Here is a 16,564-nt window from a genome sequence, read left to right as displayed (position 1 = left end):
TCCGTGCCTTGCCCGCATTTTTTCCTGCCGCCCCACTCTCCCGCCGCACCGGGGGCCCCTTGAGACGCGCGCAACCTGTCGCGCCACAGCGCCTGCCCATCTCCCTGAAAAAAGCGCGTTGGGGGGAGGATGGGGGCCGGGGGGAAGGAGGGCCCCCTGCGCGCCGGCCAAGGGTCCCTCCTTCCCCCGAAACCGGCGACACCCGCCCTCCTGCCCGCACTTGCGAAAGCAGCAACGGATTTTTATAATCATGTGTTGGCCGGGCGACCGCATGGCACACAGCCATGCCCCGCGGCCCGGGGCCGAGAAGGCCCGTCATGACGCGGGAGCGCGCGTTCCTCCCCTGTCCCGACTTCCGGGCCAGAAGAACGGGAGAACGCTGTCCACGCGCCTGTCCGGGCCCGTTTTTCACTATCTCACCGCTCCAGCCGAGCAGCAGAGGATACTATGAGCTATACCAAGGAAGATGTCTGGAAATATCATGCGGAGCCCCGCCCCGGTAAGGTGGAAGTGCTGCCCTCCAAGCGGGGCGAGACCCAGGACGACCTGACCCTGGCCTATTCGCCCGGCGTGGCCGATGCCTGCCGCGCCATCGAGGCCGATCCCGCCGCCGCGGCCAGCCTCACCGCCCGCAGCAACCTGGTGGCCGTGGTCAGCAACGGTACGGCCGTGCTGGGCCTGGGCAACATCGGCCCCCTGGCGGGCAAGCCCGTCATGGAAGGCAAGGGCATGCTCTTCAAGATGTTCGCCGACGTGGACGTCTTCGACCTGGAGCTGGCCACCACCGATCCCGACGAGCTCATCAACGTGGTCAAGACCCTGGAGCCCACCTTCGGCGGCATCAACCTGGAAGACATCAAGGCCCCCGAGTGCTTCTACATCGAACAGAAGCTCAAGGAGATCATGAACATCCCCGTCTTCCATGACGACCAGCACGGCACCGCCGTCATCTCCGGCGCGGGCCTCATCAACGCGGCCCACATCGCCGGCCGCAAGATGGAAGACATGAAGGTCGTGGTGGTGGGCGCCGGTGCCGCCGGCATCGCCTGCGCCAACTTCTACGTCAGCCTGGGCGTCAAGCGCGAGAACATCTGGATGTTCGACAGCAAGGGCCTGATCCACAAGGGCCGCCAGGACAAGCTGCATCCCACCAAGGCCGCCTTCGCGCAGGAAAAGGACGCCACCCTGGCCGAAGCCATGCAGGGCGCCCATGTGTTCCTGGGCCTGTCCAAGCCCGGTCTGGTCACGCAGGACATGGTGCGCAGCATGGCCTCGCATCCCGTGATCTTCGCCTGCGCCAACCCCGTGCCCGAGATCACCTATGCCGAAGCCAAGGCCGCCCGTGACGACCTGCTCATGGGCACCGGCCGCTCCGACTGCCCCAACCAGATCAACAACGTGTCCGGCTTCCCCTTCATCTTCCGCGGCGCCCTGGACGTGCAGGCCACGGAGATCAACGAAGCCATGAAGCTGGCCGCTGCCGAGGCCCTGGCCATGCTGGCCCGCGAAGACGTGCCCGAAGAAGTAAGCAAGGCCTACGGCGGCAAGAAGTTCAGCTTCGGCCCCGACTACATCATCCCCAGCCCGCTGGATCCGCGCATCATCGAATGGGTGACGCCCGCCGTGGCCCGTGCCGCCATGGAAAGCGGCGTGGCCCGCGCCCGCATCGAGGACCTGGACGCCTACCGCGCCGGTCTGCGCGAACGCGTGGCCCGCATGCGCCGCCGCGCCGACGCCGCCCGCCTGGCCAACGATTAAGACAGACTGCTCCCATCTCCGGGAGCTTGTTGGGGAGGCATCCGCCTCCCCTTTTTTCATGGGCGGAACGGCCCGGCATCCGGGCCATGGCCCGCCATAACGCCACAAGGCCCCCGGAAGGCCCGAAAATGTTTTCCCCGACTATGGACATACCTCTTGCGTCCGGGAAGCCGACAGGGCATTCTGGGGCAAAAAAAAGGAGTTCCCTCATGGCAGACATCATCGCCAAATATCTCGGCGACCTGCGCGTGGAATGCGTGCACCAGCAGAGCGGTACCGTGCTCGTCACCGACGCCCCCAAGGACAACAACGGCAAGGGCGAAGCCTTCTGCCCCACCGACCTCTGCGCCACGGCCCTGGCCGCCTGCGCCATGACCATCATCGGCATCTACGGCCGGAACCACGGCGTGGACGTGACCGGCACCATCATCGAGATCAGCAAGACCATGAGCGCCAACCCGCGCCGCATCGGCAAGATCGAGATCATCTTCAACATGCCCGACCGTGACTTCTCCGAAAAGGAAAAGACCATGATCGAACGGGCCGCCCACACCTGCCCCGTGCATCTGAGCCTGCACCCCGATACCGAGCAGGTCTTCACCTTCAAGTGGAGCCGCTAGGCCCCACGGCAGCACCCACGACAAACCAAAAGGGAGGACATGGTCCTCCCTTTTTTCATGCCTTGCGACGGCACATCAGATGCGGCGGTGGATCAGGTCACCTTCCACCCGGATGGCCGCCAGCGGCCGGGAAAACGTCGCCGGCCTTGCCTCATCCTCTTGCCACCTTTGACCGCATCCCTTCGTGGAGCCGGCGACAGGATGCCGCAGCAGGCGGGAACGAGCTTGGGGGAGGCGGAAGGGCCGGAAACGGAGACGAAAAAAGCCCGTCCCCTGCGGGGGACGGGCTTTTTACATCCATGAACGATCGGCATCAGGCTTCCGCAGGCCAGCGGCGGGAGACCTGCAAACGGCCGTCCCGGCGCAGCAGGCCGCAGGCGCAGCCCGAAAGGCTGTCGGCCAGGGTCAGGGCTTCCCCGGCGGGCAGGACGGACAGGCCGGTGGCCAGCGCATCGGCCTGCATGCAGGTGGCGGCCAGCACGCTCATGCTGCCCAGCACGGGGCTGCGTCCGGTGGACGGATCCAGCAGGTGGTGATGGCGCCCCTCGGCGTCATAGTGCATCTCATAGCCGCCGGACGTGGCGATGGCCTGGTTGTACAGCTCCAGCACCTGCGGATAGTGGCCGCGCTTTTCCGGGTCTTCCACGGCCACGCGCCAGAACACGCCCGGGGCCTTGTGGCCGCGCGCCAGGATGTCGCCCCCGGCATTGATGAGGTGGTTCTCGCAGCCCGCGCGCAGCAGCACGGCGGACATGGCGTCCACGATATGCCCCTTGGCGATGCCGTCCAGGGTCAGGCCCATGCCCTGCCGTTCCAGGCGCATCCCGTCGCGACCGGCATAGACGGCATCGGTATCCACCAGGGCCAGGGCCTCGCGCAAATCGCTCTCGGCCAGCTCCAGCTCGCCTTCGGGATTGCTGCGGCTCTCCAGCAGGCGCACCAGCGGCAGGACCGTGGCGTCGAAGGCACCGCCGGTCAGGTGGCAGATGCCGTGGGCCCGCTGCCAGACATTGAGCAGCTCGGGCGGCACGTCCCGCAGGCTGCCCTGGCTGTTGAGCACGCCCAGGGGGGCCGCCGCGTCATGCCGGGTCAGCAGGGCTTCCAGACGGCGCCCCTCGGCAAAGGCCAGATCCATGGCATCATGGGCCTGGGTGGACGACGGACAGGCCACGGTGATGCTCACCATGGTGCCCATGAACAGGGCCGTCTGCTGCGCGGGCGCGCCAAGGCGCGTCACGGCCCTAGCGGGCGCGGGCTCAAGGACGGAGGCCGCACCGGCCAGCAGCAGGCCGCTGCCGGCCAGCGTCCAGCGCAAAAAATCTCGGCGAGAGGTCTTAGGCATTGCAGTTCTCCTGTGCGGGGCGGTCGTTCTTTCCGGTCACAGGCACGGTGCCGCCCCCAGCAGCGCCGTCGCCATCGCTGTCATCCTTCATCCTGGCCACATTGGCGGCCTCGATGCCCGTGGGGCAGGTACGGCGCAGGATGTGGCGGGCACAGGCCTCCACGCAGGCCTCACCGCAATCGGGCCCGTAAGAAACACACTTGATCTGGTCCACCACCATGCGGCCGGCCACGTTGCTCACCGCCTTGGCCGGGCAGGCCTTGGCACAGCGGCCGCAATTGATGCAGCCCGCGTCACAGACTTCGGTCACGGCGCGCAGCTTGTCGCGCGTATTGCAAAACACGGCCACACGATGGCGGCGCGGCACCAGCTCCAGCACCCCGCGCGGGCAGGCCGAAACGCACATGCCGCAGCCCGTGCAGCGGGACATGTCCACACGCACCACGCCGTCCTTGACCTGCATGGCGTCGAAGGGGCAGACCTGCACGCAGTCACCGAAGCCCATGCAGGACCAGTGGCAGGTATCGGTGCCGCCGCGCAGCATGGCCGCCGCCGCGCAGGAGGGCATGCCCTGATACTGGTAGCGCAGGGCCACATTGCCGGCCAGCTTGTCACAGCGCCGCAGCGAGAACAGGGGCTCCGCCTCGGCCACGGTCTTGCCGGTCAGCTCGCCCACGGCGATGGCCGTATCGGCACCGCCCGCGCAGCATTTGTTGGCCGGGATGTCGGGATCGGAGACCACGGCCGCGGCGTACCCTTCGCAGCCGGCAAAGCCGCAACCACCGCAGTTGGCCCCGGGCAGGACCTCCAGCACGGCCTCCACCCGCGGGTCTTCCTTGACGTAGAAGACGCGCGAGGCGATGGACAGCAGGATGGCGGCCACGAGCCCCAATCCGAACAGGGTGATGATGGAAACGAAAACCATATATGCCTCTCCTTGCCGCCCAGCGGCAGTCAAAAGCCCGTAGTCCGCGTTATTGCGCCATGCCCTTGAAGCCCATGAAAGCCAGCGACATCAGGCCGGCCATGATGAGGGCGATGGGCGTCCCGGCCATGGCCTTGGGCAGACGGCAGGTATCCAACCGCTCGCGGATGCCCGCCATGAGCAGGAGGGCCAGGGTGAAGCCCACGGCCGAGGCCGCGCCGTACAGTACGGAAGTGAGCAGGTCGTATTCCTCGCGCTGCACCAGGATGGCCACGCCCATGACGGCGCAGTTGGTGGTGATCAGCGGCAGGAAGATGCCCAGGGCCGCATACAGGGGCGGCACCATCTTCTTGAGGAACATCTCCACGAACTGCACCAGCGAGGCGATGACCACGATGAAGACGATGGTCTGCAGGTAGCCCAGGCCAAAGGGCTCCAGCACGTAACGCTGCATGAGCCAGGTGCAGGCCGTGGCCACGATGATGACGAAGATCACCGCGCCGCCCATGCCCAGGGCCACGCCTTTTTCCTTGGAGCAGCCAAGGTAGGGGCAGTTGCCCAGGTACTGGGCCAGCACGATGTTGTTGACGAAGATGGCCGAGATGAAAAGCTGGAAGATATCCATACGCGCATCCTTGCGAAAGCCCGCGGGCTACTGTTCCTGACGCTGCTGGAGCATGCTGCACGCCTTGCAGCCGCCGCAGCTGGAGGTTTCCACCACCTGGCCGCCCTTGCGGCGCGCCTGCCAGACATTGATGACGTTCATGATGGCCAGGATGAGGCCCAGGCAGATGAAGGCGCCGGGGGCCTGCACCATGATGGCGAACGGCTGGAAACCGTCCCACATGACCGGATGGTCGAACCAGGTGCCGTTGCCCAGGATCTCGCGCAGCGAACCCAGGAAGGTCAGCGACATGGTGTAGCCCAGGCCGATGCCCAGGCCGTCGGCCACCGAGGCGGCCACGCCGTTCTTGGCGGCGAAGGCCTCGGCGCGGGCCAGGATGATGCAGTTCACCACGATGAGCGGAACGAAGATGCCCAGCTGCTGGTAGAGCGGATAGGCATAGGCCTGCATGAGCAGTTCCACCGCCACCACCAGCGAGGCCGCGATGACGATGAAGCAGGCGATGCGCACTTTCTTGGGGATGATGCCGCGCACCATGGAAATGATCATGTTGGAGAGCACGAGCACGAAGATGACCGCCGCACCCATGCCCAGGCCGTTGTTGGCGGAGTTGGTGACCGCCAGCGTGGGACACAGACCAAGCACCAGCCGGAAGGGAGGCAGATCCTTCCACAGCCCCTTGGTGAATTCTTGCATGACGCTGCTCATGGCCGGCTCCTTATTTGTTGCCCCAGGTCTTGAGGATTTCAGGCTTGAGGGCCTTGTAGGCCTCGGCGGCCAGGTTCACGGCCGTCACCGCTCCCGAAGAGGAGATGGTGGCGCCGGAGATGCCGTCGATGCTGCCCCCCTGGCTCTTGAGGCCCACCGGCGCGGCGATGCCCCTGAACTGCCCGGTAAAGCCGGGCTCCGCGATACGCATGCCCAGGCCGGGCGTTTCCTTGAGGGTGGTGGTGCCGATGCCCGCCAGCGTGTCGTTGGCCACATTGAAGCCCACCATCACGCCCACGTCACCGCCGTAGCCCTTGCCCTTGGCTTCCAGGGCCACGCCCACCAGCTTCCCGTCACGCATGGCGGGAAAGACCAGCACCCGGCCTTTTTCGGTCTCGAAGGCCTTGCGGTCGGCGATGGGCTGGTTGTCGATATCAGTGAACACCCCGGCAATGGCCGGTCCCTGCACATAGGTCAGCACCTGTTCCTCGATGACGGGCGCAGTGACCATCTTGAGGTAGGACAGGGCAAAGCCCGAAAGGCCGCACAGGGCTGACAGGACGACGATCATTCGCAGGATATCGGCCATGGCTAGCGCACTCCAAAAGGTTTGGGCCGGATGGAATCCAGCAGCGGGGCCACCAGATTGGCCAGCAGGATGGCAAAGGGCACACCGTCAAGGTAGATGCCGTACTTGCGGATGGTCATCACCAGCGCGCCGCCCAGCAGGCCGTACAGGAACATGGGCAGGGGGCGCGACGGCGCGTTGGCCGGATCGGTGATGAGGAAGAAACCGCCCAGCATGACCGAGCCCGTGCACAGGTGGAACAGGGGCGACGCGTCGGTGGCGGGGCTGTTCATATAGAAGAGCGCGGCCAGACCGGCCACCCCGGCAAAGAAGCCCAGGGCGATCTGCCAGCGGATGATGCCGCGGGCCGCCAGCAGGGAGCCGCCCAGGAAGAGCGCCCCCACCTGCCCGGCGCCGAGGCCGTTGATCTGCTGGCCCAGCAGCAGGTCCTGCAGGGGGATGCGGCCGGCATCGGCCCAGCCGAAGAATTTGAGCCGCACCAGCGGGTCCACCATGGACGCGGCATTGAGCTGCACGGCATTGGGTTCCATGAACAGGGGGAAGGAGACGAAGAGCACGGCCCAGCCCACCACGGAGGTGTTGACCGGGTTGGCGCCCAAGCCGCCGAAGGCCATCTTGCCCAGGCTGATGGCGATGAGCGGCGCCATGACCGCGATCCACCAGGGGGCGTCGGCCGGCAGCATGAAGGACAGCAGCAGGCCGGAACAGACGGCCGTGTAATCGTCGATGGCCAGCTCGCGGCCCATGAGTTTCTGACAGGCGGCCTCGGTGAGCACGGCCACGGCCACGCACAGGGACATGACGCGCACGGCGGGCAGGCCCCAGGTCCAGACGGCCCCGATGACGGCAGGCAGCAGGGCCGCGAGGGTCATCAGGCTCTGGCGGCGCACGGTGCGCCCGCAATGCCAGTACGGCGGGGCGCTCATGGCCAGCAAAACGGAAGATTGAGCGGCAGCGGGCATCAGTTTTCTCCTTCCTTGGCTTCGGCGGCAGACTGCGCCGCGGGACGCAGCTCCCGTTCTTTCAGACGGCGGGCCTCATCGGCCTGGGCCAGCTTGTGCTTGGCCAGACGGATGTATTGCAGGACCGGACGGCGGGCGATGCAGACATAGCCGCACAGGCCGCATTCCAGACAGCAGTCCACGTGTTCGTCGCGGCAGCGCTCGTGCAGGGCGAATTCCGCGTTACGGCTCAGCATGCTGGGGCTCAGGCGCGCGGGGCAGATCAGCACGCAGGCGCCGCAGTTGATGCAGGGGCTGTGGCCTTCCATGGGCGGCACGGTACCGGCCTCCACCACGAAGACGCCCGTGGCCCCCTTGGTGATGCTGCGGTCCAGGCGGTCGATGCTCTCGCCGCGCAGCGGGCCGCCGCGCACCAGGGTGTCGCCGCTGTTGAGCTTGATGTGGGCGAATTCCAGCAGCTCGCCCAGCATGCTGCCTTCCTTGACGATATAGTTGCCGGAGTGGGTGTAGCTGCCCAGGGTGATGACCGACTCGATGAGCGGCAGGCCCGTGCGGGCCACGCGGCCCAGGCTCCAGACATTGTGGAGCCCCACCACGCCCACGCCTTCGGGGTTCTCCTTGCCGGTGACGCTCTTGACCAGCAGGGCGTTGACGCTGGCCGGATAGCGGGCCGTCACGCGCACCACTTCCACGTCGTCGAAATGCAGGTGCATCTCGCGCGGTACGGCCAGCAGGATGCGTTTGGCCGGGGAAAGGCGGCGCAGCACGGACAGACCGGCCCGCAGCGTGCCCTGATGGGTCAGCAGCATGGGCTCGGCCCAAGTGACGCCGGGGTCGGGGTTGAGGCCGTTGATGATCAGGGTCTCGCACTGCTGCCCCAGGCTCTTGGTGTTCAGGCCCAGGCTCTTGAGCAGCACGGCCAGCTCCTGGCCCGTGCGTTCGTCATTGATCAGGTCCACCTTCTCCACGCTGTCGGCCAGGGCGCGCAGGGCCTCGTCGGGCTCGATGGCCTCCACGAAGAGGCTGCGCTCGGTCACGTCGGTGATGCGGCCGAAGATGGGCGAGAACGCGTCCCCCTTGAGCGGCGAGGGGTGCACCGCCAGGCGCATGCGCGGGTAGACCAGGGCTTTTTTGGTCACGCCTTCCACGAGCTTGTAGCCCTCGCGGTTGAGGCGCACACGGCGCGGTTCCGGGCCGTTGCTGTACCGTTGCGTCACCCCGTACACCAGGTGGAAACGCGGGTCCTTCAACATTTGGAATACTTCTTTCATACCCGCCTCGCTACTTGGTATGGCACTGGGCGCACTTGTCCTTGCCGAAGGGGCCCTTGCCGAGCTTTTCATGACAGCCCATGCACTGGCCGTGGAAGGCGTCCATACGGCCGGGGATCAGCTTGTCCGGCGTCTTCTTCACATGGCAGACCGTGCAGTCGGCATACAGGGTGTTCACCTTGCCCTTCACGGCGGCCTCATCCTTGCGCGTGGGCTTCAGCTCATGGCAGGAAGCGCAGTTCTTGGCCTTGCCGAACAGATCCTGGTGGCAGGCCACGCAGCGCGCGTGCACGGCATCGGCCAGCACCGGCGGCGTGCCGGGCTCGGCGGCCTTGTTGGTGGGCCGGGCCCCGGCCTCATGGCAGTTGGCGCAGCTCTGCGGTTCGGGCTCGATGTCCGTATCGGCATGGTGGCAGGAGGTGCAGTCCACGCCGAACTCCTCGCTGTGCTGCTGATGCCCCCAGTCCTTGGCCGCCAGCGTGTAATGGTGGCAGGTCACACAGCTTTCCGCCGGATAGCTCTTGGCGTGCCCCGCCTTGAAGGCATCGTCCAGGGCCACGCCGTGGCAGCTGGCACAGGCCATGGCCTTGTCGGGCGTCTTCTGCAGGCTCTCGTGGTGGCAGGTGGCGCAATCTTCCTTGAGCAGACGGCTGTGCTTCTGATGGTCGAAGACCACGGGACCGCCCGCATTGTCGAACAGGATGCGACGCGTGGCAGGTTCCTTGTCCCCCGCGACCGGGCCCGCCGGCAACAGATAGCCGGCGATCCCCGTCACGGCCAGGACGGCCGTCAGGATGGCGATGGAAAGGTAACGTTTTTGCAATGCCTTGCCCCTCTTCCAAAAGGTGAACGGGATGGGAGCCTCCGGCGTTCCGGCCGGCAGTCCGTCATGCCGGACCGTCACGGAGGCGCCGCTGCGCCCTTGCCAGCTCCGCAGCCTTCTCCCTGCGGTCTTTTTCCATGGAAAAGGCCGTTTTCAGGGTGAGCACCAAGACCCGCTCCCCGCAGACGGAGAGCGCCGGCCCGAAGGCTGCCTTCCTCAGGCTATGTCATGGATATGTTGCAAGGGGCGGGCCCGGGGCCCGCCCCCGGTTGCCTACACGACGAAACGGTCGTCCCGGGCCACCTCGTCCCGTACGATCTTGAACAGCACGGGGCTCAGCAGCAGGACGCCGGTAAGGTTGGGCAGCGCCATAAGGGCGTTGCAGGTATCGGCCAGGAGCCACACGGCATCCAGGGCCAGGACGGAGCCCACGCCCACCGCCAGGCAGTAGACCAGGCGGAAGACCATCTGGGCACGGTCGCCGAACAGGTAGATGGCGCAGCGTTCACCGTACACGCACCAGCCGAGGATGGTGGTGAAGGCGAAGAAGGTCAGGCAGATGGTGACCGCGAACTGGCCCACACCAGGCAGCGCCTGTTCGAAAGCCATGGAGGTCATCATGCTGGCGGCGGAGGAACCGGCGGTCCAGGTGCCCGTCACCAGGATCACGAAGCCCGTCATGCTGCAGACGATGATGGTATCGATGAAGACGTCGAGCATGCCGATGGAGGCCTGCACCAGCGGGGTCTCGGCCGTGGAGGCCGCGTGGGCCATGGGAGCGGTACCCAGGCCGGCTTCGTTGGAGAAGATACCGCGGGCCATGCCCTGACGGATGGCCATCATCACCGTGGCGCCCACAAAGCCGCCGGTGGCCGCCGTGGGCTGGAAGGCATCGGAGATCACCCACCAGAACACGGAGGGGACCTTTTCGATGTTCATGCCGATGATGAGCAGGCACATGAAGACATACATGATGGCCATGAAGGGCACGATCTTGCCCGCCACGGCGCCGATGCGGCGCACGCCGCCCAGCAGCACGGCCACGCACAGGCCCACCAGGATCAGGCCGCACAGCCACGCGGGCAGGCCGAAGGTGCCGGAGATATTGTCCGTGATGGCCTTGGCCTGCACCATGCCGCCCGTACCGATACAGGCGCAGATGCCGAACACGGCAAAACTGGTGCCCAGCCAGACCCATTTGGGGCCCAGGCCGTTCTTGATGAAATACATGGCGCCGCCCACCCAGTTGCCGGCGGGGGTCTTTTCACGGAAGTGCACGGAAAGCAGCACTTCGCTGAACTTGGTCATCATGCCCACCAGGGCCGTGACCCACATCCAGAACAGGGCGCCGGGGCCGCCCACGGCGATGGCCAGGGCCACGCCCACCACGTTACCGGTACCGATATCTGCGGCCAGAGCAGTCATGAGGGCATTCCACGGCGAGATCTCGCCGTGTTCGGACTGATGGGACCGCCCCTGCCACAGGCACTTGTAAGCTCGTACCCAATTGCGGAAGGAGAAAAAGCGTAGCGCTATATTCAGATAGATGCCCGTGCCTACCAGCAGCACCAGCATGACCGGGCACCACAAAAAGCCGTTAAAGGTTTCCAAAAGCTTGTAAAGCTCCACTTTTCCATCCTCCCGGGGCTCGCCCCTGTCCTCTCGTTGATATCTTCCGCCCGGACAGCCCTCTGCATCCGACCGGAATGCCCGTGCCACAGCGGATGGCACAAAAACACGCTAGCACGCTTTCAGCATCGCTGCAAAGGGCCGGGCTCTGCTTTACGCCGGTTTTACACGGTAAAACGCGCACTTTGTTACGCAATGCACATAGTCCCGCCATGACTGTTCACACAAACAGTCACGAGAGTTTCCATACACTTTAAGAAATAACGAACAAGCCAAATAAATAAACATCATCAAACTGCATATAAAGCAAAATATACTTTAATTTTTTGTGTTACTGCGTCAAAAGTACATCACAAATTAAAATCGATATGCGTCCAGCCATCTCTACCATCAATGTGACAAAGTTTTTCAGCCTGCACATCCCCGGCAGCTCCACGTCATCACATTTTCCGGGTCCCTCTGGAAAAATTTCCTGAAAAAAATTTCAAAAAATTTTTTCCTACGGTCTTTTTGGGGCATTTTCCAGGCCGATACGGCGACGGACGACATACTGGGGCCGTCCCTTGACCTCCTGGAACACACGCCCGAGGTATTCCCCCACGATCCCCAGCGAGCACAATATCAGGCCGCCAAGACACAGGATCACCACCATCAGCGAGGCATACCCGGGGACATCCACGCCCCAGACAAGCGTTTTGAAAATAAGGTATCCGGCATAGAAAAAGCCGACCAGGGCCACGAGCATTCCCAGATAGCTCCACAAGCGCAGCGGCAGCGTGCTGAAGGAGGTGATGCCGTCCAAAGCAAAGTTCCACAGCTTCCACCCCGGCCACTTGCTGCTGCCGGCCACTCGGGCCGGACGTTCGTATTCCACGACGGCACTGCGGAAGCCCACCCAGCCATACAGCCCCTTGGTGAAACGCACACGCTCGGGCAAGGCATTCAGGGCGTCCACCACCACACGATCCATGAGCCGGTAATCCCCGGCATTGGGAACGACACGTCCCCTGGTCAACCGGTTGAACAGTCGGTAGAAGAGGCCCGCGCTCACGCGCTTTGCCCAGCTGTCCGCATCACGCCGGGAACGCACACCTATGACCGTTTCATATCCCTGTTCCCACAGGCGCAGGAACTGTTGCAAAAGAGCTGGCGGATCCTGCAGATCCACGTCCATAGGGACGACGGCATCCCCGCGGGCCGCCTGCAATCCGGCGGCCAACGCCAGTTCCTTGCCGAAATTACGGGAAAAGGAGATAGCGCGGACCCGCGGATCCCGGGCATGGAGACCTTCGATGATCTCCAGGGTCCTGTCCGTACTGCCGTCATCGACGAACAGGATCTCCAGCTCATAGGGCTCGTCATGCAAGACTTCCTGCACGGCCTCATAGAACAGCGGAATGGCCTCTTCTTCATTAAGGACCGGAACGATCAGGGAAAGCAGTTTCATCTGTTGTCTCCTTGCATGTCTCCGCCTTATAGCGCCAGGGCACAGGGACAGACAACGATACGATCACGCTGCCCCATGACAGAGGGTCTTTTGTATGCGCCAGTCTACCGGTAATTTTCTTGCTCTGAGCTGGTTCTTTCTTTTTTCCGGCCTGCTTCTCAAAGCTGCATTTTGCGAACACGCCTGTCCTTATCGGCAGTCTGTATTATCTGCTCTGCTGGAAACTCTATCACTATGTCCCGCTGAGCATGGAGCCCCGCATCATTTCCGTGTCATTCTGACCAGGCTCCCGATCCGAACCGGATAAAAGCGTACAAAAAGGGCAGCCCGAAGGCTGCCCTTTATCGATCGGTGTATCCCCGGTCCGGGACGGATCTGGAGCGGGAAGCATGCGGGGAAGGCCCGCCATACGCCCGGAACTGCCGGGAGCGCTCCAGCAGGGACGCTCCTAGGAGCGGGCCATCTCCACCAGCTCCTTGCGGGTGAAGAGGGAGTGCAGTTCGTAACCGGCTTCCTTCAGCTTTTCGCGGCCGCCTTCTTCGCGGTCCAGGATGCAGCACACGGCCACGATGTCCAGGCCGGCGGCGCGCACGCGGTCACAGGCCTTGAGCAGGGAGCCGCCGGTGGTCACCACGTCTTCCAGCATGGCCACTTTGTCGCCGGGTTTGAAGTTGCCCAGGCCTTCCACGAACTGGCCGGTACCGTGGTCCTTGGCTTCCTTGCGCACCAGCAGGCCGTTGAGGGGACGGCCCAGTTCGTGCGAGATGGCGGTGGTGGCGGAGACCAGCGGGTCGGCGCCCATGGTCATGCCGCCCACGCCCACCACGGGCACGTCCTTGAGCAGGTCGTTGAACAGCGTACCGATGAGCCAGGAACCTTCGGCATGCAGGGCGGTCACGCGGCAATCGAAGTAATAGTCGCTGCGGCGGCCGGAAGCCAGGACGAAGTCGCCTTCACGGTAGGACTTTTCCACCAGCAGGCGGGCCAGACGACGCTTGATCTCCAGGATGGACTGCTGCACGGGAGCCTCCTAATTGCCGAAGACGCGCTTGTAGATGACGTCTTCGTATTTAAGGTAGTAGGTGGGATCGAAAAGTTCGGCCAGCTGGGCATCGCCCAGACGTTCATGCATGTCGGGGTCGGCGCACACCAGCTCGGGGAAGGGCTTGCGGGTCTCCCAGCTCTGCATGGCCAGGCGCTGCACGGCCTCATAGGCCTTCTGGCGCGGCAGGCCGGTGGCGATGAGGGCGGTGAGCACGCGCTGGGAGAAGTACAGGCCGTAGGAACGTTCCATGTTCTCCTTCATGCGCTCGGGCTTGACCACCAGGCCGTCCAGCAGGCGGCACAGACGGTTGAGCACGTAGTCAGCCAGGATGGTGGAGTCGGGCATGATGACGCGTTCCACGGACGAATGGCTGATGTCGCGCTCGTGCCACAGGGCCTGATTCTCCATGGAAGCCACGGCATTGCTGCGGATCAGGCGGGCAAGACCGGCCATGTTCTCGGCGGAGATGGGGTTCTTCTTGTGCGGCATGGCCGAGGAGCCCTTCTGGCCCTTGGCGAAACCTTCTTCCACTTCCAGCACTTCGGTGCGCTGCAGGTGGCGCAGTTCCACGCACAGGCGCTCGATGCCGCCGGCCAGGATGGCCAGGGAGGTGAAGAAGTGGGCATAGCGGTCACGCTGCACGATCTGGGTGGAGTGCGGATCCACGGCCAGGCCCAGACGGGCCAGGGCCTTTTCCTCCAGTTCGGGGGAAAGGAAGGCGTAGGTGCCCACGGCGCCGGAGATCTTGCCCACGCGCACGCTCTCGATACCGGCCTTGACGCGTTCCAGATGGCGCTGGAACTCGGCGTGGAAGCCGGTCATCTTGAGGCCGAAGCTGGTGGGTTCGGCATGGATGCCGTGGGTGCGGCCCATGCAGAGCACGCCCTTGTGCTTGCGGGCCAGGGCTTCCAGAGAAGCCAGCACCTTTTCGATGTCTTCCACGATGAGCTTGCCGGCCTGCATGAACAGATAACCGTTGGCGGTGTCCACGATGTCGGAAGAAGTGCAGCCCAGATGGATGTAGCGGGCGTCGGGGCCCACCTTTTCTTCCAGCGAGGTAAGGAAGGCGATGACGTCGTGACGGGTGGTCTGCTCGATCTCGAGGATGCGGTCCACGTCGATGTCGGCCTTTTCCCGGATGGTCTTCACGGCCTCGGCGGGCACGCGGCCCAGTTCGGCCCAGGCTTCGCACACGGCCACTTCCACGGCCAGCCAGGCGCGGTAACGGTTCTCCAGGGTCCAGATGCGGCCCATGGCGGGCCGGGTGTAGCGCTCAATCATAGGTTACCTCACGCGGAAGGGGTCGACGAAGAGGAGGCGGAAGAACCCGAGCCTCCGGAAGTGCTGCTGGCAGTGCTGCCGGAAGAAGTGGAACTCGTCGACGAGGAGGCGGAAGAAGAAGGGGTGGACGTGCTGTTCTCGTCCTTGATGCCCTTGCGGTAGCCGTAATCGCTGACATACCAGCCGCCGCCCTTGAGCACGAAAGACGTGTGCGACATGACCCGCGGCGAGGGGGTGCCGCAATCAGGGCAGGGCTCCTGGGCCTGCATGTCGGTCACATGGGTCCATTCTTCAAAGACTTTCTGACAGTTGGGACACTGATATTCGTAGATGGGCATAGCTATAACGCCAAGAACGGCCACGACAGCCCCTGAGATACGGGGCCATCGGCCGTTGTGCTGAAATTCGCGGCTCCCCGCAGGGAACCGGCAATGAACTGTCCGCGGAAACTAGGCCTTGGCGGCCTTGGCTTCACGCACGCGCTGCTTCAGACGTTCAGCGCGACGATGACGGCGGCGATCCAGTTCCTTTTTACGCTCAATTTTCTTGTGAGCCATGATGTCCTCCACGGGGGTGATGCCCCCATTAATTTTTGGTAGAAAAGCATATCCCAAAGGTTCCGCAAAGTCCAGCGTGCAGAACGAAGACCACGCCCCTGCCCGCGCCATCCCTGCCTTGCGGCCCGCCCTGTGCGCGCGGGCACACCCGGGAAGGCCCCGTTGCCAGCGCTCCGCTTCTTGCCTACACTGCGCGGTCATGTTTCAATCCACAGTCGCCCCATCCGCCGAATGAGCTTTAGCCGTTGCGACGCAGGAAGCTACGGATAAAGACAGCAATGTGTTACGCGGCAAGACAGCCCATGAAAGCGCTGTCGCTATCCGTAAGCCCGCTGGTGCGGGCAACGGCTACCGCCTCCGCGACCGGCGGATAGGGGGCGTGCAGATCGCCCCTCCCTGAAGGGAGAAGTTGCGGAAAAGGATTTCATCGGCTTCGCCGTCTTGTCAAATTCCCTTTTCCCCCTGAAGGGGGAGGTCTCAAACCACAAAGGAATTCTTGATGAAGAAAGTCATCATCTATACGGACGGTTCCTGCCTGGGCAATCCCGGCCGGGGCGGCTGGGCCGCCATCCTCTGCCTGGTGGGCAGCACGGCCCGCCGCGAGCTGGTGGGCGGCGCCCGCCTGACCACCAACAACCGCATGGAACTGGGCGGCGTCATCGCGGCCCTCTCCGCCCTACGCGAAGCCTGCGAGGTGGACATCTACACCGATTCCAAATACGTCTGCGACGCTGTGGAAAAAGGCTGGCTGGCCGGCTGGCAAAAGCGCAACTGGATCAAGAGCGACAAGAAGCCCGTGCTCAACGTGGACCTCTGGAAACAGCTCCTGCCCCTGCTGCGCACCCACAAGGTCACCTTCCACTGGCTGCGCGGCCATGCCGGGCACCGCGAGAACGAACGCTGCGACGAGCTGGCCCGCGCCTTCGCCGCCGGTCCCGACCTGCCCGAGGACACGGGCTTCACGGCCGCCCAGGCCTGATCC

The 16,564-nt window shown here is 64.3% G+C and carries 16 protein-coding genes; 3 read left to right on the top strand and 13 right to left on the bottom strand.

What is annotated here, in order from left to right:
• The first annotated feature begins 447 nt into the window (after positions 1-447).
• Both DESPIG_RS07990 and DESPIG_RS07985 read left to right on the top strand, forming a co-directional pair.
• A complete protein-coding gene (locus DESPIG_RS07990; protein WP_006007250.1) occupies positions 448-1,758 on the top strand; it encodes a malic enzyme-like NAD(P)-binding protein in 1,311 nt (436 codons plus the stop codon).
• A 209-nt stretch (positions 1,759-1,967) separates the two neighbouring features.
• Positions 1,968-2,378: an OsmC family protein gene (locus tag DESPIG_RS07985; protein WP_006007247.1), complete on the top strand. Its 411-nt coding sequence runs from the start codon at positions 1,968-1,970 to the stop codon at positions 2,376-2,378.
• Positions 2,379-2,691: 313 nt separating this feature from the next.
• On the opposite strand, the gene DESPIG_RS07980 is transcribed toward DESPIG_RS07985, so the two are convergent.
• The 13 genes from DESPIG_RS07980 to DESPIG_RS13320 all read right to left on the bottom strand — a co-directional run bounded on the left by DESPIG_RS07980 (position 2,692) and on the right by DESPIG_RS13320 (position 15,363).
• Entirely contained in the window at positions 2,692-3,720 is a 1,029-nt protein-coding gene (locus tag DESPIG_RS07980) for an FAD:protein FMN transferase (protein ID WP_006007243.1), read from the bottom strand.
• Positions 3,713-4,645 (bottom strand): RnfABCDGE type electron transport complex subunit B, encoded by a 933-nt coding sequence (rnfB, locus tag DESPIG_RS07975; protein ID WP_006007242.1) that lies wholly within the window; start codon positions 4,643-4,645, stop codon positions 3,713-3,715. Before rnfB ends, DESPIG_RS07980 begins: the two co-directional genes overlap by 8 nt.
• A 49-nt stretch (positions 4,646-4,694) precedes the next feature.
• Positions 4,695-5,270, bottom strand: coding sequence for an electron transport complex protein RnfA (locus DESPIG_RS07970; RefSeq protein ID WP_006007240.1), 576 nt, complete (start codon positions 5,268-5,270; stop codon positions 4,695-4,697).
• A 27-nt stretch (positions 5,271-5,297) separates the two neighbouring features.
• Complete coding sequence (rsxE, locus tag DESPIG_RS07965; protein ID WP_006007238.1) at positions 5,298-5,978, bottom strand: electron transport complex subunit RsxE; 681 nt, start codon at positions 5,976-5,978, stop codon at positions 5,298-5,300.
• A 10-nt stretch (positions 5,979-5,988) separates the two neighbouring features.
• Positions 5,989-6,567: an RnfABCDGE type electron transport complex subunit G gene (gene rnfG, locus DESPIG_RS07960; protein WP_006007236.1), complete on the bottom strand. Its 579-nt coding sequence runs from the start codon at positions 6,565-6,567 to the stop codon at positions 5,989-5,991.
• Between the two features lie 2 nt (positions 6,568-6,569).
• The gene (locus DESPIG_RS07955; protein WP_006007235.1) at positions 6,570-7,529 is read right to left on the bottom strand and encodes an RnfABCDGE type electron transport complex subunit D; all 960 of its coding nucleotides are present in this window, start codon (positions 7,527-7,529) and stop codon (positions 6,570-6,572) included.
• Positions 7,529-8,800 carry a hypothetical protein gene (locus DESPIG_RS07950; RefSeq protein WP_006007233.1) on the bottom strand — a complete coding sequence of 424 codons (1,272 nt, stop codon included), beginning with the start codon at positions 8,798-8,800 and terminating at the stop codon, positions 7,529-7,531. Before DESPIG_RS07950 ends, DESPIG_RS07955 begins: the two co-directional genes overlap by 1 nt.
• Positions 8,801-8,810: 10 nt before the next feature.
• Complete coding sequence (locus tag DESPIG_RS07945; RefSeq protein WP_040369704.1) at positions 8,811-9,623, bottom strand: cytochrome c3 family protein; 813 nt, start codon at positions 9,621-9,623, stop codon at positions 8,811-8,813.
• A gap of 273 nt (positions 9,624-9,896) precedes the next feature.
• The gene (locus tag DESPIG_RS07940) at positions 9,897-11,252 is read right to left on the bottom strand and encodes an alanine/glycine:cation symporter family protein (RefSeq protein ID WP_006007229.1); all 1,356 of its coding nucleotides are present in this window, start codon (positions 11,250-11,252) and stop codon (positions 9,897-9,899) included.
• Positions 11,253-11,751: 499 nt separating this feature from the next.
• Positions 11,752-12,699 carry a glycosyltransferase family 2 protein gene (locus DESPIG_RS07935; protein ID WP_006007227.1) on the bottom strand — a complete coding sequence of 316 codons (948 nt, stop codon included), beginning with the start codon at positions 12,697-12,699 and terminating at the stop codon, positions 11,752-11,754.
• Between the two features lie 448 nt (positions 12,700-13,147).
• The gene (gene pyrE, locus DESPIG_RS07930) at positions 13,148-13,708 is read right to left on the bottom strand and encodes an orotate phosphoribosyltransferase (protein WP_040369879.1); all 561 of its coding nucleotides are present in this window, start codon (positions 13,706-13,708) and stop codon (positions 13,148-13,150) included.
• A gap of 21 nt (positions 13,709-13,729) precedes the next feature.
• The gene (gene purB, locus DESPIG_RS07925) at positions 13,730-15,025 is read right to left on the bottom strand and encodes an adenylosuccinate lyase (protein ID WP_006007221.1); all 1,296 of its coding nucleotides are present in this window, start codon (positions 15,023-15,025) and stop codon (positions 13,730-13,732) included.
• A gap of 8 nt (positions 15,026-15,033) precedes the next feature.
• On the bottom strand, positions 15,034-15,363 hold the full coding sequence (locus DESPIG_RS13320) for an FmdB family zinc ribbon protein (protein ID WP_006007219.1): 330 nt from the start codon (positions 15,361-15,363) through the stop codon (positions 15,034-15,036).
• 718 nt (positions 15,364-16,081) lie between these two features.
• Here DESPIG_RS13320 and rnhA point away from each other — a divergent pair.
• Positions 16,082-16,561: a ribonuclease HI gene (gene rnhA / locus DESPIG_RS07920; RefSeq protein WP_006007213.1), complete on the top strand. Its 480-nt coding sequence runs from the start codon at positions 16,082-16,084 to the stop codon at positions 16,559-16,561.
• Positions 16,562-16,564: the final 3 nt, after the last annotated feature.

It is taken from the genome of Desulfovibrio piger ATCC 29098, from assembly GCF_000156375.1.
Classification (GTDB): Bacteria; Desulfobacterota; Desulfovibrionia; order Desulfovibrionales; family Desulfovibrionaceae; genus Desulfovibrio; species Desulfovibrio piger.
Note: the sequence above shows the minus strand (reverse complement) of the source record. Positions and strands in the feature narration are given on the sequence as shown.